This is a genomic window from candidate division WOR-3 bacterium, assembly GCA_039802005.1.
Classification (GTDB): Bacteria; Hydrothermota; Tepidihabitantia; order SM23-42; family JAOAFX01; genus JAOAFX01.
The window spans coordinates 1-24,324 of record JBDRVV010000004.1; the positions used below are offsets into that span (position 1 = coordinate 1).

Genomic DNA, 24,324 nt, shown 5'->3' on the forward strand with positions numbered 1-24,324 from the left:
CAAGCCTTTCCTCACAAGACTCGCATCCCGTGAGCATATGGGGAATTAGCCCCGCTTTCGCGGGGTTATGCCCCACTCCAGGGTAAGTTACTTTTGTATTACTCACCCGTTCGCCACTAATGCTTAACTGTATTGCTACAGCTAAGCACCCGTCCGACTTGCATGTCTAAGACACGCCGCCAGCGTTAGTCCTGAGCCAGGATCAAACTCTCCAGAAGAATTAAATCTTTCTGGGACCCAATACCCTGGACAATTCTATAAATAGGAGAATTTCAAAGAACAAACTCAGGCAATACCTGAATTAATAATTTTTAAACTTGAGCATATATATTATATTAAAATTCAACAAAAAGTCAAGGGGAAAAATAATTTATAAAATACCTACAACTTTATGACCGGCTTTTATCTTAAGCCTTTCATCCGCCCGTTCTTTGAAACAAACAATCTCATAGAACTTTGAACTTCCCGGCACTGCGAAAACTTCCTTGGGTTTACCCAGGGCATAAAATTTTTTTACATTAACTTTATCAAAATCTTCTATATAAATATTTTTTAACAAAAACTTAACAGGAATATTTGTTATGAGATTTCCGAAACTATCAATATAGATAATCTCACCAAAAATCTTTCCTTTTTGTCTTTTTATAGATGGAAAAGGGAATTTCGTATATCTATATATTCTCTTGCCCAGTTTCTTAATATCAATACCTATGCTTAATTTGGCAGCAACCGGGCCAAAGATATCTCGCGCATGGAAAGTATAACTTACATTCCTTTGTACATTTATTTCATAAACAACTGAATCTTTATCATAAATATAAGAAAATATCCCATTGTCTGGACCAACAAAATAATAACGATCAGAAAAAACGATTATCGGCTTTCTTTTGCTCCCGACACCAGGGTCAACAACCGCAAGATGGATAGTGCCATCGGGGAAATTTTTATAAACCATCTTCAAAATAAACGCCGCCTGCTTTATATCAAAAGGCGCTACATTATGTGTGATATCAATTATATTAACTTCAGGATTAATTTTGAGAATCTCGGCTTTGACTGCTGGCACAAACCAATCTTTTTGACCAAAATCAGAAATAAAGGTTATGGCATTCATAATAAATTTGTGCACGGAGTTTTTCCTGCTTTTTCGTAGTCTTTTTTAGCCATTTATACCACTTTTCTGGTAGTAACTGCGCTATTGATAAACCGCTGTTTAGAATAAGCGGCGCTATTTCGCATTTTTCTATTGTTCTTCCTTTATCCCAGAGAAAAAGTATTATTATAAATACAAAACAAAAAAATATACCTTTAATGAAGCCCAATCCACCACCCATCAATCTATCCATAATTCCTAATGGTGTGAGATGGATTAGTTTAGATATTATCCTGCCTAAAATTGATGCAATAATTGCAGTGCCCAGAAATATCAGTAAAAATGCTACATATCTTTCCATTTTTAATCGTTCGGCATATTCAATAGCAAGAAAGATACCAATCACAATCCCCCCGATGTCAAATATGCTTCTAATAAAACCAACAATGAGACCCTGGATTACTAAACAAATTATGATTATTAATATTAGAATATCCACCCAGCACATAAATTGATTATAAATATTTTTTATATGATGTCAACCTTGACATCATATTGTTTTTGGTTATGATTATTTGTGCAAGATAATAAACTTTATCGTATAGTTTATATCTAAATATGGTATGATAAAATTAGTAAAGGGGGTTTTAATGAAAGAAAAGGTTGAAAAAATCCTTGCAGAGATAAGACCCAATCTGCAAATGGATGGTGGTGATGTGGAACTTGTTGAAGTTAGCCCTGATGGTATAGTAAAAGTTAGACTGACTGGTGCCTGCGGTGGATGTCCGATGAGCATGTTGACGTTGAAAATGGCAATCGAAAAACGATTGAAAGATGCGATACCAGAGGTGAAAGCAGTAGAGCAGGTTTTTTAGAATAGTTGGTTGGAGGCATAATGGCCGTAATACATATAACCGATGATACATTTGACCAGGAGGTCAAAAAATCCGAAATTCCGGTGTTGGTTGACTTCTGGGCTCCGTGGTGTGGTCCGTGCAGAATGGTGGGACCGGTTATTGATGAAATTGCTGAAGAGTATGAGGGTAAAATAAAGGTCGCTAAGTTAAATGTGGATGAAAATCCACATAAGACTACCGAATATAATATTATGTCTATTCCCAATATTAAGATATTTAAAAATGGCAAGGTCGTAGATGAAGTAGTCGGAGCAGTTCCTAAAGAAGAAATTACCAAAAAACTGAAGAAAGTATTATGAATATCAAGACATTACATAAAGTTTCATACGGAATTTATATTGTCAGCTCTAAAAAAGAAGATAAAATAAATGGGCAAATAACAAACACAGTATTTCAAATAACTGCGGAACCTCCACAGATTGGAGTTTCAATTAACAAAAATAATCTTACCCACGAATTTATTAAAGAAAGTAAAGTCTTTTCTATTGCAATTCTTACTAAAACTACCCCGCCAAAATTCATTGGACAGTTTGGATTCAGATCGGGACGGGAAATAGATAAATTCAAAAATGTCAATCATAAAATCGGAAAAACTGGCGCACCCTTAATTCTTGAAAATACCATTGGCTATATTGAATGCGAAGTTGTTGACTCTATTGACTGTGGAACGCATACTTTATTTATTGGAAGGGTCGTTGATGCTGAAGTAATTAATGAAAATGCTGAGCCCCTGACCTATGATTATTACCATAAAGAATTAAAATTGAAGGTTCCCAAAACTGCGACAACATATATTGAAGGGAATAAGTAATTTAAATATTTCGAACTTTTAGGTAATTGGGTATCCCGCTATTCAACGGGACAGGTTTTTGACTTTTAGGTATTTTTTAAGGAGGTCCTATGCATATAAGAGAAATTAAAAATAAAATTTACGCAGTTGGCGTAAATCATTGGGACAGAAGACTTTTTGATGAATTAATCCCATTGCCTGACGGCACGAGTTATAATTCTTATTTAATTATTGGTTCTGAAAAGACAGCCCTCATTGATGCAGTTGACCCGACGAAAGAGAATGAGTTGATTGAAAATTTAAGAAAACTGAATATTCAGAAAATTGACTATGTGATTTCACACCATGCTGAACAGGACCATTCAGGCGGAATACCAAGGGTTTTAAAAGAATTTCCAATGGCAAAAGTAGTAACAAATGCGAAATGCAAAGGTATGCTTATGGACTTATTATTGATCCCGGAAGATAAATTTATTGAAGTGCAGGACAACGAGATACTATCACTCGGCAACCTCACCTTGCAATTCATTTTCGCGCCCTGGGTTCACTGGCCCGAGACAATGCTTACTTATCTAAAAGAAGAAAGAATATTATTCCCATGTGATTTCTTTGGTTCACACCTTGCAACGAGTGATTTATATGCAATTGATGAAGCGAAGGTTTATGAATCGGCAAAAAGGTATTATGCGGAAATAATGATGCCCTTCAGGAAAAATATACAAAAACATCTGGAACGCCTGAATAATTTTCAAATCGATATCATTGCCCCCAGCCATGGGCCGGTTTATAATAGACCTGAATTTATTATTAATGCCTATAAAGATTGGACATCAGATAATGTCAAAAATGAAGTGGTATTTCCTTATGTTTCAATGCATGGCAGTGTCGAAAAAATGGCGGAATACTTTATTGATGGTATTATGAAACGTGGTATCACAATCAAACCATTTAATCTAACAAAGACCGATATTGGTGAACTGGCAATGGCACTCGTTGATGCAGCAACAGTCGTGATTGGAACCCCAACCGTGCTCACGGGACCACATCCACTGGCGGTCTATGCAGCGTATCTATGCAACGCATTGAGGCCCAAGACGAAGTTCGCTTCAATAATAGGTTCGTATTCTTGGGGTGGTAAAATGCCGGAAAAGATAAAAGAATTGATATCCAATCTAAGTGTGGAATTAATAGCACCGGTGATTGCCAAAGGTTATCCAAAGCAGGAAGATTTTAAGGCGCTTGATGCACTCGCTGATAATATACTTGCCAAACATAAAGAGTTTAGTATATAAAAAAATTGCATTAATTCCGATAAAGGTAAAATACCACAATTATTTTATTACACAAAATCAATGTAATACCCTTATTCACATTTCCACTAAATCAATTCGCTGTTTAGCCTTATGTATCCCAACAACCAAATTATCCGACTCCTCTCCATATTTTTCAATATAAAGTAACCATTTTGGGGTTTTCTTCTTAAATATCAGAAATTTTGCTTTTTCATTCAATAATCCTCTATTATCCTACTTTATAAAAATATAATCCCCTATTATCCCCCTTTATAAAAGGGGGAAAGAGGGGGATTGAGATTTTCATTTAATCCATATTTACGAAAAGGTGCTATGATGAATGGCGGAAAAATAAACGCATTTTGAAACTTAGTATGAAGACTTAAAATTTAAGAAAAGAAAAAATGGAGAAGAATCAGTCAAATTCAGTATTGACAATTTACTTGGACTGGATAAAATTGTAAATATTGAAAACGGGGCCGTAGCCCAGTTGGGAGAGCGCTTGACTGGCAGTCAAGAGGTCGCGGGTTCGAATCCCGTCGGCTCCATATAAATATAAAGATAAAGAAAGGAGAAAAAACAATGAAGAGAAAAATTACCTTATTTTCATTAATAGGCTTAATCCTATTGGCTTGCGTTGCAACGCAACCCGTTCAAAAAACCGAACCAGAGCCGTCTGAAGATGCGAAGACAAAGGCACAGGAAGAATATTCGATTGGATATGAATATCTGAAACAGGCTAAATATGATGATGCGTTATCCCATTTTAATGAAGCAATAAAACTTTACCCAAAGTTTTATGCGGCATATATAGCAATTGGTCAGATTTACCGTGCAAAACACGAATATACTGCTGCTGAATCAGTATATAATCATGCCCAAAAAATTGATCCAAAGGATACGAGGGCTTACGAAGGGCTGGCTGCACTTTATACCGACCAGAAAAAATACGGCGAAGCAATTAGCGAGTATTTGACTGCCATACAATTTGATTCTACAAATGTGAATATTTTCAATGGTCTTGGTTTTGTTTATACGAAAATCAAGGATTACGATAAGGCACTTTCATATTACTTCAAATCTCTAAAATTTGAATCTGATAATCTGATTGCAATTAAAGCAATAGCAAACATTTATATTGAAAAAGGTGAACCAGACAAATCAGTAAACTATCTTGAAACATTGAAAGCGAAAAAACCCGAAGCAATAGATGTCAGAGAACTACTGGCAAAGACATATCTTGATTTAAAATACTATGATAAAGCAATCGGTGAATACAATTTTCTCATTTCCAAAAAACCTGATTATTATTTTTACCATCTCCAGCTTGGTTCTATCTATGCAAAGCAGAAAAAATATACAAATGCGGAAAAAGAATATCTTGAAGCAAAAAAACTTGCACCGGATAATCCATTACCAATCCTGTATCTTGCAGATCTGCAGATAAGCAGGGGCAAACTTAATGAAGCGGAAAATATGGTGCGCAATGCTCTAAAAATCTCTTCGGATAATAACTATGCCTATGTGCTACTGGGTGATATTTATGAACGAAGAGGATTTCAGAGAAAGGCAGTATTTGATAAAAAGAAAGCCAAATCAACGATTGGTGAAGCAAAGGCAGCGCTCAGTCTTCTAAGGCAGGCGGAAAATTATTATAAACAGGCAAAAGATGATGCTCAGTTTGCTTCATATGTAAAGACTGAAATCGAAAGATGTGATGCATGGATAAAGCAATTGGAAGAGGATATCTGGTTCATTGAAGGTAGAAAAAAATGAAGTTTTATCTTTTAATGAAAAATTAAAAGGAGGTGTATATGTACACGCGTTATTCAAAAGGTATCTCTGGTTTCGGTATAATATTTTTGATAATACTTCTTTTGCTCATAGGTTATGTCGGCTATCAAATATTCAGAATCCAGTTCACTTATTCAGCAGCAAAAAACAAGGTTGAAGATGCGGTAAAAATTGGACCTTTAAGAACCGATGCGGATATAATGAGTGACCTTCTTTCTGAATTAAAAGAAATTAAACTCCAACTCAATCCTGCCTACGATACAATAATAATTGACCGAACCATTCCTGATTCTTTTAGAATCTATGTTGCCTACAATGATTCCTCAAATATATTTGGATTTTATACATATTACCGACACCTTGTGATTGATGTAATAATGCCGATAAAAGCAGGTTTGTAAAAGTATGTTACAGAAACCGGTTCTATTGCTAAACCAAAATTATGAACCGCTTACCGTACTCAAGTTACGCAGGGCAATCACCCTGCTCATTCTGGGAAAAGTGGACTTGATTGAGAATGACCGGGATAAAGCCATTCATTCTATTAATTACGAACTTCCGGTTCCCTCGGTCTTAAGATTAAAATATTATGTCCAGATAAAGAGAAAAGATATCCCGCTCAATAAAAAGAATATCCTCAAACGGGATAATAATGAGTGTCAGTATTGCGGGAAGAAAGGCGGGCAGATGACAACCGACCATGTAATTCCAAAGGCAATGGGTGGTGATGATTCCTGGGAAAATCTTGTTTGTGCCTGTCTTGAATGTAATAACCGCAAAGGCAATAGAACACTCCAGGCCGCCAATATGAAATTGCGTAGAAAACCCAAAAAACCAAATTATTTTACTTTTGTCCTGCGCGAAATTGGAACCACAGATGACAAATGGCGGCCATATCTATTTCAATCCTGAGTTTAGCCATCATAAGCAGTAACATTACAGAAGTTGAAATTGAAGGCAACACATTCTTCTCTACCGAATATCTTCTAAATCTTTATAAACCATTCAGAAATTATAATGATATTGAAATTTTTATAAAAAAAATCCTTGACCTTTATTGTGACACAGGATTCCCATTCTGTAGTATAACCCCCCAAATTATTAAAGGAGAAAATGATAAAGATAAATTAATTCTTCATATAAACGAAGGAAAACGAACGATAATAAAAGACTATCTCTTTAAAACAGATAAAAAAACAGACACTGGTCCACTGAGAAGGATCGCACGGGTGAAAAAAGACCAATATTTTTCTCTAAAAACTCTTAATAAAATAAAAAAGTCTATTCTAAAAACAAACGCTTTTAGTGACATTACCGAAACGATTCTAAAAAATCGAGATGACTATTTTGTATTATTGGACATAAAAGAAAAATCTTCGGATTATGTCATTGCTGGTGGGATGTTTACGCAATATGAAAAATATCTTGCCTTTGAACTCTATTCCTTAAATGTCTTTGGCACCCTGCGCCAGTTTAGATTTAATTACGAATCAAATATTTCTGAAAGATATAAAAAAAGATTTCTAAATATTAACCTCACTGAACCGGTTTTTTTATCTCCTGTGACTTTTAACATTGGACTCCAAATCTGGGCCTACGATTCGGCAAGACTTGCTGAACTAAGTATTATTTTCAATACACCGTTAAATGATTATTTAAATATTTTTGTTACAAGTGGTGTTGAAATAACGGGTTATCTAACCGATTCCGGAAGTTATGGTTATTCCCATACCTTACTGGGAGCAGGGGTAGAATGGAATTTCAGTAAAGAAAATACGATTTTTTTAAATTCCATAAAGTTCGATTACTTGGTAAGAAATAATGAAAGAATAAGATTTTTCTATGATGGGGAAATGGGCTATGTATATATTTTTATTAAACCACATTGTCGTTATGTAAAAACAGAAAATTTTGAGTATTTTGATTATATTAAAGTCGGTGGGGCAAAGAGTTTACGGGGTTATATGGAAGATGAGTTTCTTGTAAAACGCGCGCTATGGTGTAATATTGAATATAAGAGATTCCCTGTCTATCCACTTTTTGATATTGCTTATCTGGATAATAATTACACATTTTCTTACGGCGCCGGGATTGAAGCAAAAACAAATTTGGTCAACGCTGCAGTAATTTTTGCATTACCTGAAAAAGGAGGCTGGAGCGATGGAAAAATTCACGTATTAATAGAAAAAAATCTATAAGGAGGAAACTTGCTTTTATTTATTATATTCAACTCACTAATTCCTTTTGATTCACCCCTGAATACTGCAATTGATTATCTGCAAGTCAGGGGATTCAATAAAATTAAGGCAATAAAGCCGTTAGAAATAGAAGATATAATTAATGAGATTGACACCCTTTTGTTTTTGGAAGAAAAACTAAATAGTATAGACAAAAAAATAATTCCATCTTTAGGAACTCTTTTGACAAAATCAAATGAATTTAACACAATCTTCACCATAAGTGTCGGGAGAAAGGATATTCAAAAATTTTTTTCTGATCTTGATTGCCAGTTATCCGGGCAGATTAAAAATAATATCTCATATGCCCAGGGGATAAGATTTCATTTTAGCTCAAACCTTGATTATACAGGGCCTAAACCCTGGAAAGATATTGTTCAGGCATATCTGAACGAAGGTTATGTAAAATTTAAAGATAAAAAAACAAAATTGACTATAGGCAGAAGGAATCTATTGCTTGGATTTGGAGATGAACATAGTCTATTATTATCACCGACAAGAGAAGGATATGACGGCTTTTTATTCACATACGAAGATAAATATTTTGCGTTCAATTCAACTTTTTCTGTACTTGATACAAAAAAAATGAGATTTATATCAACTCACAGGCTCGGATTGGCTCTAAACAAGCTCCAGTTTGGCTTTTCGGAAAGCATCCTCTGGGGCGGTGAGATTGAACCATTATATCTCAACTTTCTTCTGCCATACTATCTAAGCCAGTGGGGTATGGATAGAAACGATAATATAATGTGGTGTTTTGATGGCTCAATCAACTTTTCCAATACTATTTTGTTTGGGGAATTTCTCATTGATGATTATCAGTTCAGTGAACCCCCTTCAGGATATACTGAATATCCGCATAAACTTGGATTTCAATGTGGAATTAAAAAGCTCATATTGGAAAAATTATTCTTTAAGTTAAATTATACATTTGTTGATAAGTGGGTATATACCCATTTCGTGCCGGAAAATAACTATGAAGATGATTCACTCTGCCTGGGTTTTCCACTTGGCAACGATGTGGACAGATTTTCATTTGTTGTTAAATTCTTTAACGATACAAAAATATTTCCGAAAATAGCATTTGAATTTATCAGAAAGGGCGAAGGTAGTATATACTTACCATATGAGATTGAGCGCGGACCTGCCTATCCTGAATTTCCATCCGGCATTGTAGAAAAGACAATCAGTATATATCCTGGAGTTGAATTTTACATTCACCCGCGATTCTTTTTAAATGTAGAGGCTGGGAAAAAATATATATTTAATTTTGCACATATTCCAGATTCTGAGAAAAATGAAAATATTATCAATTTCTGGTTCTGGTTTATTTTTTAAGGAGGAATAATGTTAAAAACGAATGAAAAAAGTCTTGTAATGATGTCAATCCAGGGAAAAGTAGCAAATCCTGGAGGACCAAGAGCACACAGTGTTGATGCCGAAGGAAAACCTTTTTTACTGCCAGGCACAGGCGGTATAGTCTATAATGTAAAAGTTGGAGACCCGGCATTCGGCTGGGAGGCTGACCATATTGAACCATGCGTGTCAACGATCCTTGATGAGAAAGACAGATATGACCGTCCAAATGCAGGCTACAATTTTTATGCCTGTATTGGTAATGAGGCAATTATAAAAACCGGCGATGCCAAAGGGAAAAAAGGTATTGTTACAGGGCATCATGGTGGTGCTGAACATGTAATAATTGATTTTCCGGATGATGTCTTAGAAAAACTTTCCATTGATGATAAAATTCTTATAAAGGGATTTGGGCAGGGACTAAAACTTATTGATTATCCTGAAATTGCGATTTATAATCTGGCACCCGTTTTACTGCATAAAATGAAGATAAAACCGATTGGAAATAAAATTCGTGTTCCAGTAACAGCACTTATTCCTGCACAATTAATGGGTTCGGGTACAGGAAGTTTGATGATGGGCGCTGGTGATTATGATATTATGACAACAGACCGCGACTTCATTAAAAAACATAAAATAGATAAGATAAAACTCGGAGATATTGTAGCACTTTTGGACCATGATAATCTATATGGTAGAAGTTTCCGTAAAGGAGCAATAACAATTGGTGTTGTTATACATGGAGACTGCCGTTATGCCGGGCACGGTCCTGGTGTAAGCACGATACTAACCGCAGCAAAACCATTGATAGAACCAGTTATAGATAAAAATGCAAACATAGCACAAATATTGAAAATTGGAAGATACAGGACCACCCGTGGTTGACATTTCTATTTTCTTAAATATAATTATTTATGCTAAAAGAGTTATGCGAAATAAGTGGTGTAAGTGGTGATGAAGATAGAATTCGTTCTTTTATTAAAGAGAATATTTATCAATATGTAGATGAATTAATTGAAGACAATTACGGCAATCTAATCGTCCGGAAGGGAAAAATAAACAAAACGAAGATACTTCTTGCTGCCCATATGGATGAGGTCGGAATGATGATTACAAATATTGAGAAAAATGGACTTTTAAGATTCAAAACTATCGGTCTGAGAAGCCAGACGATACTTGCGAAAAAAGTAATAATTGGTGAAAAGAAAATACCTGGTGTTATAGGTCACAAACCAATCCATCTTACTCAACGAGGTGAGACTGACAAAGTGCCAGAAGTCAAAGAGCTCTTCATTGATATAGGCGCAAATTCTCGTGAAGAAGTAGAAAAATTCATTCAAATAGGCGATATGGCAACATTTGATACAAAATTCAAAAAAGATGGCGACATCATTTATGGTAAGGCATTTGATAATCGTCTCGGTTGTTATATTTTAATGGATTTAATAAAAAAGACCGATATCCCCGCCTATTATGCATTCACAGTGCAGGAAGAAGTTGGATTGCGTGGTGCAAGAATTGTTGCATACCGTATAAATCCTGATATCGCAATCGCTGTAGATACAACCGGCTCCGGCGAATTACCTGAAAAAAAGGATATACCTCAATATCCGGCCATTGGCAGAGGACCTGCATTGACAATTGCTGATGCAACAATTCTGTGTGATAGAAACCTCTTAAAGTTGTTTGAGACCACGGCAAAAAAATATCGCATTCCTTTTCAGTATAAGCAACCAATGATAGGTGGGACAGATGCAGGTGTGATGCATATAACAAAAGAAGGCATCCCTTCCGCGGTCATTTCCACACCTGCACGATACATACATTCGCCCATTTCCATTGCATCAATAAAAGACATAAAAAATGTCATTAAATTATTATCTTTAACAATGAATACGATTTTAAAAGGAGCAAAATGGAGTTAATCAAGAATCTTACTGAAATTTATGGACCATCTGGAAGGGAAGAAAAAATTCGTTTTTTAATCAGAACTGAAATAAAGAAATACTGCAATGATATAAAGACTGATGCCCTGGGCAATTTAATTGCCCAAATACCCGCAAAAAATAAAAAGAACACAAAAAAATTAATGTTCTGCGCTCATATGGACGAAATAGGAATGATCGTAAAACACATTGATAATAAAGGATTTCTTAGATTTGCAAGTGTAGGTGGTATCTTTCCAGAAAAAATTATGCACCATCGTGTGCTTTTTGAAAATGGAGTAATTGGTGTCATTGGAGTTGAAACAAAGCCTGAAACTCCTAAACCACCAGGAATTGATAATTATTATATTGATATCGGCGTCAGTGATAAAAAAGAAGCAGAAAAACTCATAAAAATTGGTGATATTGCATCATTTTACCAGGAGACTGTGATTATGAATAACAAGATAGTTTCCAAGGCACTTGATGACCGCATCGGGTGTTATTGTTTGATTGAGGCAATGAAAAAAATCAAAAATAATAAAATGGAATTATATTTTGTGTTTTCAACCCAGGAAGAAGTAGGATTGCGTGGTGCAAGAACAAGTGCCTATGGTATCAATCCTGATTATGCCATTGCAGTAGATGTAACCGCGACCGGCGACACGCCTGAATCATCCCGTATGGCAGTAGAAATGGGAAACGGGGTAGCAATTAAAGTTATGGATAGTGCATTTATTGCCCATCCTTTTATAAAAGACAAATTGATTTCCTATGCCCGGAGATTAAAAATTCCACATCAACTGGAGATTCTTGAAAGAGGAACAACCGATGCTGCAATGATACAGGTAATTAGAGAAGGTGTTCAAAGTGGCGTCCTTTCTATCCCCACGAGATATATTCACTCACCCAATGAGGTCTGTGATATAAATGATGTGAATGCAACGGTTGCACTTTTAGTTTTATGTGCTGAACAGGGTTTCGAGTGATTAATGAAAAAAGGATTTTCAATCGTCTTTACCTCTACAGATTCATCGGCTTCTCGCCATATTTTTTTATCTAAAAAGCTTTTTTTCACTGTCTCAATACTCTTTTTTATCGTAGTGATTTTTCTCGTTTTCGGACTGATAAAATATGGCACCTTGTCATATAGGATGATTGAACTTGAATTATTAAAAAGACGCCTGTCTGAAATGGAAAAAGAATTCAGCAAACTTGAAGCAATCAAAAAAAAATTAGAACTTAGTGAAGCAGAAAACCAGAGAATTAAGAATATGTTGGGTATTGAAAAAACCCCATCACCGGTGACCCCGGTTACGGATAAAGTTGAGAGCAACTTTGAAAAAGATTTAAGTGAAGAAGAGTCCGTAGAAAATTTACCTTCGCTTTTACCAGTTATTGGACAAATATCAAAAAAATTTGATGAAACACACAAAGGGATTGATATTGCTGCTCCTTCTTATTCACCGATAATTGCGGCGGGTAACGGCAAAGTTGTCTCTGTTGGCTGGGATACATTATACGGAAATTATGTCATTATTGAACACGGTACAAATTATAAAACATTTTATGGCCATCTACACTCAATACTTGTAAAATATGGAGATATAGTAACAGGGGGTAAAATTATTGGATTACTCGGCTCTACTGGTAAATCCACATCACCCCACCTCCATTATGAAGTTATATTTAAAGGACAGCCTGTTGATCCGATGGCATATTTGCCAGCAAAAGTTGAAAAAAAAGGAGGTTTATGAGAGCACTTATCACAGGTATTTCCGGGTTTGCAGGGAGCCATCTTGCTGAATATCTTTTGTCTTTGAATTTTGAAGTTTTTGGCACAATTAAGTGGCGCTCACGCCTGGAAAATATAGTTCATATTCTTGATAAAATCAAACTTTTTGAATGTGATATCAGGGATGCATCTGCAGTAAAGTATGCGCTGATTGAGAGTAAACCCGACTACATATTTCACCTTGCTGCCCAGAGCTATGTGCCGTTTTCGTGGCGTGCACCTTCAGAAACTATGACCACGAACATCATCGGTGAATTGAACATCTTTGAAGCGGTACGCGAGCTAAAAATTGACCCATTAATTCATATTGCAGGCTCAAGTGAAGAATATGGAATGGTTTATCCAGAAGAAATTCCAATTAAAGAAACAAATCCTTTGAGGCCATTGAGTCCATACGCCGTAAGTAAGATTGCACAAGATATGCTTGGTTATCAATATTATAAAAGTTATGGAATAAAGATTGTCAGAACGCGGGCGTTCAATCATACAGGACCACGCAGGGGTGAAGTATTTGTCAGTTCAAACTTTGCCCGTCAGGTCGTTGAGATTGAGAAGAAAAAGAGAGAGCCCGTCATTTATGTTGGCAATCTTGAGGCAGTAAGAGATTTTCTTGATGTGCGCGATGTAGTCCGTGCTTATTTTCTTTCGTTAAAAAAAGGGACACCGGGAGAAGTTTATAATATCGCATCAGGTAAAGGGATAAAAATAAAAGAACTTCTTAATAAATTGATTGCAATGGCAAATCTAAACCTGAAGATTGTTCAAGATCCATCTCGTATGCGACCATCGGATGTGGAATTATTGATTGGCTCCAATGAAAAATTCAGAAACGCCACTGGCTGGCAACCCGAGATACCATTTGATAAGACCCTGCAAGACTTACTTGATTACTGGCGTTCAAAAATTTTATGAATAGGATTCTTGTAACCGGGGCTGAAGGCTTTGTCGGTTCTCATCTCATTAAAGTTTTAAAAGAAACTCTTGATATGGTCATTCCCACCTGTTATCCACCGTTAAAACCGAAACATGGTAAATATATCGATCTTGATATAATGAATCTTGATATGGTTCGCGAAGTATTCAAATCCCATAATCCTGATATTATATTCCATCTTGCTGCAGTAAGCTCGGTTGCAAAATCTTTTATTGACCGCCCTTTTGCCTATAACACAAATATAATTGGCACAGTAAATCTTCTTGAATCCGCCTCGCTGTTAAACAAAAAAATAAAATTTATTTTTGTATCAACATGCGAGGTTTACGGCGGTGGTGAAGGGCTGAAAGAAGATGCGCCAATCGTCTTAAAAAATCCATATGCAGTAAGTAAATATGCCTGTGAATTGATATGTAAGGATTATGCAGGGCATAATATAGATGTAATGATATTAAGACCTTTTAATCATACAGGACCGGGACAATCCGATGATTTTGTATTACCTTCTATTGCCCGACAGATTGTGGAAATAGAGCGCGGTAAAAAAGCACCTTTGATTGAAGTTGGAAATATTGAGATAAAGAGAGAATTTATGAATGTTAGCGATGTGGTCAATGCCTACAAACTTGCAATCGAAAAATTTATTCCTGACGAGGTCTGCAATATCTCATCAAATAAATCTCATACTCTAAAAGAAGCCATTGATTTATTTAAAAGATTTGCAAAGACTGATTTTGAAGTAAAGGTGGATCCGTCGCGTCTGCGTAAAAGTGATATTTCAGTTCTTACAGGAAATGGTGAAAAATTTTCTCAATTGACAGGTTGGTCACCTAAAATATCTTTTGAGAAAACTATTGAAGATTTATTGAATTACTGGCGGGCGAAAATCCATACTTCGTAACTCTTCAAGAATATGAACATTCTAATCATTAACTGGCAGGATTGGAAAAATCCTTATGCTGGTGGAGCAGAAGTTTATCTCTACGAAATATTTAACCGTCTGGCTAATAAGGGACATAAAGTTTTTTTACTATGCAGCAGGGGACCCGGGCAGAAAAGATATGAAATTCTTGATAATTTTGAAGTTATTCGTATTGGCAAAAGATTTAATTTCAATTTTTTTGTTCCGTTCGCCATGCGTGCAATCTTAAGAAACAAAAAGATTGATATCATAATTGATGACCAGAATAAAATACCATTCTATTCTCCGGTTTTCACCAGAAAGAAAAATTTAATAATGATTATGCATTTATTTAGAGAAACGATTTACCGGGAAACAAATTTCCTTTTTGCGAGTTATGTTTACATAACCGAAAGTTTGATTTCTGTATTCTATCGCCATTCGCATTTTATTTCCATATCTCAAAGCACTGCGAGTGATATAAAGAGAATGGGAATAAAGCAAAAGATTTCAGTAGTTTATAGCGGAATACCCACCGTAGAAAAAGATTGCAGTATTAAAAGAGATAAAAATCTCGTCCTTTATGTAGGGAGAATAAAAAAATATAAATCTATAGACCATCTTTTGAAGGCGATAAATTTAATAAAAAATGAGATACCCGTAAAACTTGCAATCGTTGGTGATGGAGATGCATTAGAGGAATTAAAAAATCTTGCAGATGAATTGAGATTGGAAGTTGATTTCAAGGGTTTTGTCAGTGAAAAAGAAAAGTATGAAACATATCAGAAGGCAAGAGTTGTTGTCCAACCCTCCGTAAAAGAGGGCTGGGGGCTGACCGCCATAGAGGCACAGGCTTGCGGAACACCAGTAATCTGTGCTAATTCACCAGGCCTGAAAGAAACAGTGGTCAACGAAAAGACTGGCTATCTATATGAATATGGGAACATAAAAGAACTTGCCGCAAAAATTAAAGATATGATAATTGATGATACAAAATGGCAAAAATTTTCTAATGCGGCAATAGAGTGGGCAAAAAATTTCTCTTGGGACCGGTCTGCGGAATCAATGGAGAAGATCTTAATGGATGTGTATAATGAAAAAAACCTCTGATTTCAGATTGAAAGCCATATTCTATTCTTGCCTTTTATGTTTTATCTTCGCTCAATCAAAATTCCTTCGTGCATCCAATGATTTCCTAACGGCACTAAAAAATTATGAAAACGGAAATAATACAATTGCCCAGATATTTTTTGAAAATTTTATTAATGAAAATCCCCAAGATACACTAACCCCTGATGCAAATTATTATTTATTAAAAATCTATGATAAAAAAGATGATTTTACCAATTTCTTCTTTTTGAGTAACAATTATCTAAAATCCTTCAAATTCCATCAAAAAAGGGATGAAATTTTCAATCTTTTAATCAAGAAACTTATAGAGAAAAAAACATATCATCTTGCGTTTGATTACATAAAAAAATATGATTATCTTAAGGTCGATACAAATTTTCTAAATAATATCGCACTCAATCTTGGAACAGAAGGATTTTTTATTGACGAACTCCTGCAATTATTACCGAGCAATGATTCTTTAAAGATTTTAAAGGCTTTAAAATTAGAAAACCTTGATGAAAGAATCAGAATTTTTAAAGAAATTAAAGGAATAAAAGGAAAGATATATCTCATTGAAAATTATTTGTTAATAGGCGATACATTGAGTGGTTATAATGAGTATCAAAGTATAAAAATTGGAGAAATTCCAGATGATTATCTATATATCTGGGCAAAATTTTGTCTTGATTTCAATCAAAAAGACCTACCTGAAATATTCAGCCGTTTAGAGGGAAAAGAAAAATTTAAAGAAAAAAGAAAAATTTTAAGTATCTTTTTGAAAAACCAGTTGCCTGATAGTATAAATATTGAAGACTACACAGACATAAAGCTAATTCAGAAATTTTTAAATATCCAACATATTAGTCCCGGATTGCTTTCAAAACCCGAAAGTACTGGCTTTCTCTTGAATGATACCGTTGATATTGAAAATAAGATTTCTTTTTTAAGGAAAAACTATAAAAAAAATTTTTATCTTGATTCTATTTACTGTGAAATTCTTTTGAAAAAAGAGAAATTTAATGAAGCATATGATATTATAAGCGAATATTTGAAATTTTCCGAGACAAAAAAATTTGCCCGTATAATAAGGGCGTTAAAATTATATAACGAGAAAAATTACCGCGATGCATTAAAAGACCTTTTGTTATCATCATTTAATGACGATTATCATAAGTTTATCTATGCGGAATGTCTCGAATATAACAATTTCAATCCTGAATCTACTTATGAAGAATTATTTAAGACAGCCAATGATTCGTTAATTAGAATCAAAAGTTTCCGCAATTTCATAAAATATGAATTTAAACAAAAAAAATATTCAGTTATTTCAAAATTTAAACCGGACGCATTTATTACTGATACAACATTGACCCAGTATTATCTTTTAAGCCTTATCCATACGGGTAAAAAGATTATCGCTGAATCATTATATATCAAGATATTCGGAAAATTAGACAAGGAATTTTATTATGCCTATCTTCAAAACCTAATGGAAAATAATAATTTGACAAAAGCCCAAAATTTAATTGATTCTCTTGTTGGGTTTTCTGAATATGCCGGAGAAGAAACATTTAATTATTATGCAGGATTCATTCCATTTCGTGATGGCGACTATAAACTTGCTGAAGCACGTCTTGCCGAATTTATTAAAAAATATATAAATGGTGAATATTACTATTCTGCACTATTTAAAATGGGAACAATAAAATATCTAAACCAAAATTTTGATTCTTCAGCTCATTATTATAATCTTGCATCAGTCGATTCTGAATTGAGGTTTGATGCCTTAAAAAATCAGATTGTAGCCCTGAAAAAATCAGAGCGCTGGATTGATTTAATAGAAACCAGCAAAAAAATTCTTGAAATCTGCCCCGATTCATTAAAAGCAGAATACTATTTTGAAATTGGTTATGCATATCTACGGAACGCTAATGTAAACAACGCAATTAAGTATTTAAAAATGGCTGCCAGTTTGAAATCGTCTATTGATTATCATTACTGGCTCGGCGAGGCATATCTTGGCAAAGGAGAATTTACGCATGCAATATACCATTATCAGAAGATTGTTAGTGATTTCAAAAAAGACCAGATGTGGTATCCAACCGCATTATTTAAGGTTGGAATTGCCCTTGAAATGATGGATGAAATAAAAGAAGCACAAAATACATATAAAAGAATCATAAAAGAATTTGAAGCAGGTAATGTATGGGCTACTGAAGCCCAAAAAAGACTGGAGCAATTAAAATGAAAACAAATATGAAAAGATTAAATTTCCTGCAAGTCCCAATGCGACGATACTGCAAAATATTTTTCTTCTTACCCATCATTCCTTATTTTTTAATCTCTAATTGCTGTGGTTATTCCACTCGCTCTTTATTGCCTGGATATATACATAAGGTTCATATAAAGATTTTCGAAAATCAGACCTACAAAACAGGGCTTGGTGAGATTGCTACCGAATCAACGATTGAAGCATTTCGTAAAAATTCAAATCTGAAAATCGTCAGCGAAGACCAGGCAGATATCGTAATCAGTGGCAAAGTCACGGGTTTTTCAAAAGAACCTTATGTTTATACCGGTGCGCTCAATGTATCTCAATATAAAGTTACAATCAGATTTTCTATAGTCTGTCTTGACCAGGTAAAAAATACAATCTTCTGGCAGGGTGATGTTTCAGAATGGGCAACCTACACTTCTGATGAAGATGCAGGCGTAAGGGATGCCGTCAAGAAAGCTGCAGAGCGTTTGGTGACAATGATTTTGACAAACTGGTAACAAGGATTGCCACGCTTTCCGGGTAATCTTGACAAAGAATACAAAAGTAAATAGAATAAGATGTGGGGTTAATTTCAATTATAAGACCGATCAATTGTTTCATTACTTTTATCTCTGTTTTATGCGGAGCCTGGGTTGGAAAAGAAATAATCATTAATTATAGAATTTTTTTAGCCGGCATAATAGGTTTTATGGTTTGTGCCTATGGTAATATTATAAATGATATAATGGACATTGAAATAGATAAAATTAATAATCCAAAGAGACCACTTGTGTCAGGAAAGGTCAAAAAAAATATTGCGGTTTTTATGGCAATTTTTTTTAGCATTATTCCTTTGATAGTTTCTTTTTTTCTTGGGTTAAAACCATTCTTTCTTGTTATCCTCACTATTTTACTCCTGCTTTTTTATTCAATGTATTTCAAAAAAACCCCGGTGGCAAATATTGTAGTAGCAGTAACTGCAGGATTGAGCTTTATCTTTGGTGGATTTATTACTGATAATATTTTTTCCTTAATTCCAGCATTCTTTGCCTTATTGATACACACCCCCAGAGAAATAATTAAAGACATTATTGATATCAAAGGTGATCGTGCAATCGGGATTGTTTCACTACCCATAATGTATGGTGAAGAAAAGGCAAGACAGATCGCACTTATCTTTCTTATTATATTATTATTTTTATCACCAACACCATACGCATTAGGATTTCTAAACATAAAATATCTAATTGTCATTCTTTTCGTAGCAATACCATTGATCATATTCGCAATGACAAAATTCCGTAATAATATCCTTGCCAGCAATCTTCTGAAGATAATTATGCTTGCTGGACTTATAGCATTCATTATAGGATGATTAAAATTATATTTTTAGGTATCATCCAGGGTTTGACTGAATTTCTTCCAATATCCAGTTCCGGACATTTAGCAATAATTGAGAATTTTATGGGTATGGAAGAACCAGTTTCTATCACTGCATTTTTGCATCTTGGCACATTCCTTGCTACAATCATTTTTTTCAAAAAAGAAATTTTTGAAATTCTTGCGGGCTTATTTAAAAAACAACCAAAAGCGATAAATTATACATTATTTATTATCATCGGTAATATTCCAATTGTCTTTTTTGCATTCTTTTTCAGGAATTTTATAGAGTCCACATTTACAGATGTAAAATTGGTGATTATATTTTTAGGTATAACCGGGGTCATTATCTTACTTACTTCAATTATAAGAAAAGGTGAAAAAAAGATTTCAATTTTAAGTACAATACTGATTGGCATCGGACAGATGTTTGCAGTCTTTCCTGGGCTATCACGTTCCGGATTAACAATTTCAACTGGACTATATGCAAATGTCAAACCAGACGAGGCATTCCGTTTTTCCTTTTTACTATCTTTACCCGCGGTATTTGGTGCAAATCTCCTTGAATTCAAAGAAATTACAAATCTTCCAAATCCAGCAGAAATCATTGTAGGAATCTTCATAAGTTTTATTGCTGGCTATATTGCCTTGAAAATTCTTCGGTCTCTTGTCCAAAAATGGTTCTATCTTTTTGGATTTTATTGTTTAATTATAAGCATAATATTCCTTTTATTTTTAGGCATTTAGGTGTTTAGGTATTTTGGTGTTTATAAAAGGAGGTCTTATGCTTAAAGCACTTGTCAGCTATTATTCACGCACGGGCAATACCAAGAAAATGGCGGAGGCAATTGCCCGGGGAATAAAAAAAGAAGAAATAGAGGTTGATTTGCTCCCTTTAAATAAGATAAAACCAAAGGACTTACTAAAATATAATTTGATCGTTCTCGGTTCACCAACCTATTACGGATTAATGGCAGGTGAGATGAAAAAATTTATTGATGAGAGTGTAAGATACCATGGTCGTTTATCAGGTAAGGTCGGCGGGGCATTCACTTCCTGTGGTGGAATTGCTGGTGGTGCTGAAACAACAATATTAAGCATCCTTGAAGCATTTCTGATTCATGGAATGATTATAATGGGTGAATCAGGTTCATATCATTATGGACCAGCGGCAATTGAAAAGCCCGACAAAAAAGTTCTGACGAGTTGTGAATTATACGGACACAAATTGGCGAAGTTAACAAAAATGATATACGAACACTAACACTTGATTTTTTTGAAGAATAAGTTATAATATATAATAGAAAGGAGGTCAAATGAAGCCACAAAAATTAATACCATTAAGTCTTTTTATGATGGTTGTATTCGCTGGACTCGGCTTCTCTGCTCAAAGAGTCGTAGTCTGCGAAGAGATGTATTCAGAAGGCTGAGCTTCCTGTAATCCAGCCAGTGGGACACTGGCACAGATTGCAATAAACTATCCAGGCAGGGTAGCAGTAATAGAAAATCATGTAAGTTCTTCGTATCCTTTATATTCTGCTGAAGCATACCAGAGGTGGCGGTCTTATCCACCGCCCTACTATTCTGGAGGTACCTGGTATTATGCAACACCATGGCTCTGGTATGATGGCGACCCGCACGGCAGTTATTCTTATAGCACCTGGCAATCGAAGATAGTCGCCGAAATGAACCGTCCTGCACCATTTTTCTGCACAATGTGGGGAACATACAATCAGGGAACAGGAAATGGAACAGTCTATGTAAAATTTAAGAGCGATACAACAGCAACGGTTACAGGACGTGTCCGTTTTGTTCTCACAGAGGATAGCCTATACTATTCCGCTCCCAACGGCGACCTATGGCATAACCATGTGGCAAGGGATTATCTACCGGATACCGGTGGAACAGCGGTAACGATTGCCCCCGGTGAATCTGTGATTGTTAGCCGAAATTTTACTGTCCAATCAGGCTGGAATGCAAACCGGTGTGAAATCGTCGCCTGGATTCAAAGCACAGTTTTATTGCCTGACTCAACAAGAGATATCTGGCAGGGTGGAATGATTAAAGTTACAGATTTGACTGCGGTTGAGGAAGATATTTCACAAAAACCAGTAATGCTCACTATTTCACCCGTTCCCAATCCATGTGTTGACCATACCAAATTCACCTTCACCCTGAATAAAGGGGAAGCATACACCATTTCAATCTTTGATGTTACGGGCAGAAAGGTCCGAGAAATAAAAGGATATTCATCAGGAAATAAACAAACAATAGAATGGGATCTGAAAAATCAAACAGGTCAAAAGGTCAATTCCGGGGTTTATCTCTACAGATTCATATCACTTAATACAGAAAAGACAGGGAAGATTGTCATAAGATAGTTGAATACGATTTCTCCTAATAGAGGCGGATGCTGTAGGGCATCCGCCTTTTTTTTGACTAAACCTTAATAACATTTGGTTGTCATATAATAGTATAAAATAAAACATTAAAGCAAACCTTAAGGTTTGCCCTACATTTGTTTAATATTTTTTGAGTCAAGTTGAAAAATTATTTTTTCAAAAAATATTGGAAATAAGGGGGTTATGATATGGAAGTGAAGGACGATATAAAGCAGATAAATGAGGAGATAGAAAAAGAAAGCCTTTTTGTGCAGACATTAACATCAGAAATAAACAAGGCGATTGTTGGACAGGGTAATCTTGTTAACAGATTGCTAATCGGACTTCTGGCAAATGGACATATCCTGATAGAAGGTGTACCCGGCCTGGCAAAGACTTATGCAGTCCGCACCCTTGCTAAAGCAATAAAGGCGAAATTCCAGCGCATTCAATTCACACCGGATTTACTGCCCGCAGATATTACTGGAACTTTAATTTATAATCAGCGCACTGGAGAATTTACCGTTAGTAAGGGTCCGATATTTGCAAATATTATCCTTGCTGATGAAATAAACCGCACTCCGCCCAAGGTTCAGAGTGCACTCCTTGAAGCAATGCAGGAAAGGCAGGTAACGATAGGTGAAGAAACATACAAACTTGATGACCCATTCTTAGTTCTCGCTACCCAGAACCCGATTGAACAAGAAGGTACCTATCCCCTACCCGAGGCACAGGTTGATAGATTCTTGTTAAAGGTCAAAATAACCTATCCTTCAAAAGAAGAAGAAAAAGAAATTGTTGAACGAATTGCGGTAAGTGGTGAGCCGGAGATAAAACCGGTTGTTGACCCTGCGACAATTATAAAGGCAAGGGAATTGTGCAAAAAGATTTATGTAGATAAAAAAATAAAAGATTATATAGTTGACTTAGTCTTTGCAACAAGAGAACCTGAAAAATATAACCTTAACGAATTGAAAGGCATGATTCGTTATGGTGCATCACCTCGTGCGTCAATCTATTTGACGACCACAGCCCGGGCAATGGCATTTCTAAAGAGAAGGGGATTCGTTATACCTGAGGACATAAAAGAGCTTGCACCTGATGTATTAAGACACCGAATAATTCTTACCTATGAAGCTGAAGCAGAAGAAATTACAACTGACGATATCGTTCAGAAAATCCTTGCTGGTGTTGAAGTCCCATAAATGATACCCGCTGATTTTATAAAAAAGATTCGTGAGATTGAAATCCGCACAAAGAAACTTGTAAATACCACATTTGCGGGTGAATACAAATCTTCTTTTAAAGGAACCGGAATAGAATTCGTTGATGTGCGTGAATATCTACCTGGTGATGATGTCCGCTCAATTGACTGGAAATTAACCGCAAGAATGGGCAGACCCTATGTAAAAAAATTCGTTGAAGAACGCGAACTCACCGTGATATTGTGCGTAGACGCCTCCGGCTCAAGCCATTTCGGAACAAAGAATCAATTGAAGATTGAGCAGGCAGCGATGGTTGCGGCGACTTTGGCATTTTCTGCAGTCCGAAATAATGACAAAGTAGGATTATTGTTCTTCACTGACCGGGTGGAAAAATATATTCCACCCAAAAAGGGAAGATTCCATGTGTTGAGGCTCATACGCGATATATTATATTTCCAGCCCGAGCATAGAGGCACCGACCCGATTCAGGCAATTGAATTTTTAATGCATATCCTGAGGCATAAGGCGATTGTGTTCTTTATCAGTGATTTTATCGGTTCTGGTTTTGAACCTCAAAAAATACGCATTCCAATGGGTGTTGTAGCAAAAAAACATGATCTTGTTGTAATAAAAATCACAGACCCGAAAGAAGAGGAGATTCCCAAATTGGGCATTGTTGAATTTGAAGACCTGGAAACCGGGGAGCTGATAACTATAAATACAAATGACGCCAAACTTATTGAACAATATAAAAATTTTACTCTTAAAAAATCATCCGAGCACGAGCGATTGTTAAAATCAATCGGGATTGATTATATTGACTTGAAAACTTCTGAAGACTTCACCCCGAAACTCCACAAATTCTTTGAAGAAAGGGCAAGAAGGTACAGATAAAAATACGATGAAAAGGCTAAATAGGGCAGTAAAAGGCAAAAAGTCAGTAGAAAGGGCAAA

General features: G+C 35.4%; 26 protein-coding genes, 1 tRNA gene and 1 rRNA gene. 25 read left to right on the top strand and 3 right to left on the bottom strand.

Annotation, left to right across the window (positions count from 1 at the left end; all coding sequences use genetic code 11):
* The 3 genes from ABIL69_01975 to ABIL69_01985 all read right to left on the bottom strand — a co-directional run.
* Positions 1-218, bottom strand: a 16S ribosomal RNA gene (locus ABIL69_01975); the annotation flags it as partial.
* A gap of 152 nt (positions 219-370) precedes the next feature.
* Positions 371-1,066: an SAM-dependent chlorinase/fluorinase gene (locus tag ABIL69_01980; GenBank protein MEO0122756.1), complete on the bottom strand. Its 696-nt coding sequence runs from the start codon at positions 1,064-1,066 to the stop codon at positions 371-373.
* 22 nt (positions 1,067-1,088) lie between these two features.
* Positions 1,089-1,601, bottom strand: coding sequence for a CvpA family protein (locus ABIL69_01985; GenBank protein MEO0122757.1), 513 nt, complete (start codon positions 1,599-1,601; stop codon positions 1,089-1,091).
* Positions 1,602-1,743: 142 nt separating this feature from the next.
* Here ABIL69_01985 and ABIL69_01990 point away from each other — a divergent pair, with 142 nt between their 5' ends.
* The 25 genes from ABIL69_01990 (at position 1,744) to ABIL69_02110 (ending at position 24,264) form a co-directional block, all read left to right on the top strand.
* Positions 1,744-1,968 (top strand): NifU family protein, encoded by a 225-nt coding sequence (locus tag ABIL69_01990; GenBank protein ID MEO0122758.1) that lies wholly within the window; start codon positions 1,744-1,746, stop codon positions 1,966-1,968.
* A 20-nt stretch (positions 1,969-1,988) separates the two neighbouring features.
* Complete coding sequence (gene trxA, locus ABIL69_01995) at positions 1,989-2,309, top strand: thioredoxin (GenBank protein MEO0122759.1); 321 nt, start codon at positions 1,989-1,991, stop codon at positions 2,307-2,309.
* Positions 2,306-2,821: a flavin reductase family protein gene (locus tag ABIL69_02000; GenBank protein MEO0122760.1), complete on the top strand. Its 516-nt coding sequence runs from the start codon at positions 2,306-2,308 to the stop codon at positions 2,819-2,821. Before trxA ends, ABIL69_02000 begins: the two co-directional genes overlap by 4 nt.
* A gap of 89 nt (positions 2,822-2,910) precedes the next feature.
* The gene (locus ABIL69_02005; protein MEO0122761.1) at positions 2,911-4,092 is read left to right on the top strand and encodes an FprA family A-type flavoprotein; all 1,182 of its coding nucleotides are present in this window, start codon (positions 2,911-2,913) and stop codon (positions 4,090-4,092) included.
* Between the two features lie 475 nt (positions 4,093-4,567).
* A tRNA-Ala gene (locus ABIL69_02010) sits at positions 4,568-4,640 on the top strand.
* A 34-nt stretch (positions 4,641-4,674) separates the two neighbouring features.
* Positions 4,675-5,868, top strand: a complete 1,194-nt coding sequence (locus ABIL69_02015; GenBank protein ID MEO0122762.1) for a tetratricopeptide repeat protein — start codon at positions 4,675-4,677, stop codon at positions 5,866-5,868.
* Positions 5,869-5,906: 38 nt separating this feature from the next.
* Positions 5,907-6,287 carry a hypothetical protein gene (locus tag ABIL69_02020; protein ID MEO0122763.1) on the top strand — a complete coding sequence of 127 codons (381 nt, stop codon included), beginning with the start codon at positions 5,907-5,909 and terminating at the stop codon, positions 6,285-6,287.
* A 4-nt stretch (positions 6,288-6,291) separates the two neighbouring features.
* The gene (locus ABIL69_02025; GenBank protein MEO0122764.1) at positions 6,292-6,798 is read left to right on the top strand and encodes an HNH endonuclease; all 507 of its coding nucleotides are present in this window, start codon (positions 6,292-6,294) and stop codon (positions 6,796-6,798) included.
* Positions 6,771-8,084, top strand: coding sequence for a POTRA domain-containing protein (locus ABIL69_02030; GenBank protein MEO0122765.1), 1,314 nt, complete (start codon positions 6,771-6,773; stop codon positions 8,082-8,084). Before ABIL69_02025 ends, ABIL69_02030 begins: the two co-directional genes overlap by 28 nt.
* A 9-nt stretch (positions 8,085-8,093) precedes the next feature.
* The gene (locus tag ABIL69_02035) at positions 8,094-9,461 is read left to right on the top strand and encodes a hypothetical protein (protein MEO0122766.1); all 1,368 of its coding nucleotides are present in this window, start codon (positions 8,094-8,096) and stop codon (positions 9,459-9,461) included.
* A 9-nt stretch (positions 9,462-9,470) separates the two neighbouring features.
* A complete protein-coding gene (locus tag ABIL69_02040) occupies positions 9,471-10,364 on the top strand; it encodes a DUF4438 domain-containing protein (GenBank protein MEO0122767.1) in 894 nt (297 codons plus the stop codon).
* A 29-nt stretch (positions 10,365-10,393) separates the two neighbouring features.
* On the top strand, positions 10,394-11,404 hold the full coding sequence (locus ABIL69_02045; GenBank protein ID MEO0122768.1) for a M42 family metallopeptidase: 1,011 nt from the start codon (positions 10,394-10,396) through the stop codon (positions 11,402-11,404).
* Entirely contained in the window at positions 11,395-12,393 is a 999-nt protein-coding gene (locus ABIL69_02050) for a M42 family metallopeptidase (GenBank protein ID MEO0122769.1), read from the top strand. The genes ABIL69_02045 and ABIL69_02050 overlap by 10 nt, the downstream gene beginning before the upstream one ends.
* Positions 12,394-12,558: 165 nt before the next feature.
* Positions 12,559-13,161 carry a M23 family metallopeptidase gene (locus tag ABIL69_02055; protein MEO0122770.1) on the top strand — a complete coding sequence of 201 codons (603 nt, stop codon included), beginning with the start codon at positions 12,559-12,561 and terminating at the stop codon, positions 13,159-13,161.
* Entirely contained in the window at positions 13,158-14,111 is a 954-nt protein-coding gene (locus ABIL69_02060; protein MEO0122771.1) for a GDP-mannose 4,6-dehydratase, read from the top strand. Before ABIL69_02055 ends, ABIL69_02060 begins: the two co-directional genes overlap by 4 nt.
* Positions 14,108-15,034 (top strand): GDP-mannose 4,6-dehydratase, encoded by a 927-nt coding sequence (locus tag ABIL69_02065; GenBank protein ID MEO0122772.1) that lies wholly within the window; start codon positions 14,108-14,110, stop codon positions 15,032-15,034. Before ABIL69_02060 ends, ABIL69_02065 begins: the two co-directional genes overlap by 4 nt.
* Before the next feature lie 12 nt (positions 15,035-15,046).
* Entirely contained in the window at positions 15,047-16,144 is a 1,098-nt protein-coding gene (locus ABIL69_02070) for a glycosyltransferase family 4 protein (GenBank protein MEO0122773.1), read from the top strand.
* On the top strand, positions 16,128-18,395 hold the full coding sequence (locus tag ABIL69_02075) for a tetratricopeptide repeat protein (GenBank protein ID MEO0122774.1): 2,268 nt from the start codon (positions 16,128-16,130) through the stop codon (positions 18,393-18,395). The genes ABIL69_02070 and ABIL69_02075 overlap by 17 nt, the downstream gene beginning before the upstream one ends.
* Positions 18,392-18,922, top strand: a complete 531-nt coding sequence (gene lptE, locus ABIL69_02080) for an LPS assembly lipoprotein LptE (GenBank protein MEO0122775.1) — start codon at positions 18,392-18,394, stop codon at positions 18,920-18,922. The genes ABIL69_02075 and lptE overlap by 4 nt, the downstream gene beginning before the upstream one ends.
* A 62-nt stretch (positions 18,923-18,984) precedes the next feature.
* Entirely contained in the window at positions 18,985-19,779 is a 795-nt protein-coding gene (locus ABIL69_02085; GenBank protein MEO0122776.1) for a geranylgeranylglycerol-phosphate geranylgeranyltransferase, read from the top strand.
* Positions 19,776-20,531, top strand: a complete 756-nt coding sequence (locus ABIL69_02090) for an undecaprenyl-diphosphate phosphatase (protein MEO0122777.1) — start codon at positions 19,776-19,778, stop codon at positions 20,529-20,531. The genes ABIL69_02085 and ABIL69_02090 overlap by 4 nt, the downstream gene beginning before the upstream one ends.
* A gap of 37 nt (positions 20,532-20,568) precedes the next feature.
* Positions 20,569-21,048, top strand: a complete 480-nt coding sequence (locus tag ABIL69_02095; GenBank protein ID MEO0122778.1) for an NAD(P)H-dependent oxidoreductase — start codon at positions 20,569-20,571, stop codon at positions 21,046-21,048.
* Positions 21,049-21,283: 235 nt separating this feature from the next.
* The gene (locus ABIL69_02100) at positions 21,284-22,165 is read left to right on the top strand and encodes an Omp28-related outer membrane protein (protein ID MEO0122779.1); all 882 of its coding nucleotides are present in this window, start codon (positions 21,284-21,286) and stop codon (positions 22,163-22,165) included.
* A gap of 209 nt (positions 22,166-22,374) precedes the next feature.
* On the top strand, positions 22,375-23,370 hold the full coding sequence (locus ABIL69_02105) for a MoxR family ATPase (protein ID MEO0122780.1): 996 nt from the start codon (positions 22,375-22,377) through the stop codon (positions 23,368-23,370).
* A complete protein-coding gene (locus ABIL69_02110; GenBank protein ID MEO0122781.1) occupies positions 23,371-24,264 on the top strand; it encodes a DUF58 domain-containing protein in 894 nt (297 codons plus the stop codon).
* Positions 24,265-24,324 lie beyond the last annotated feature (60 nt).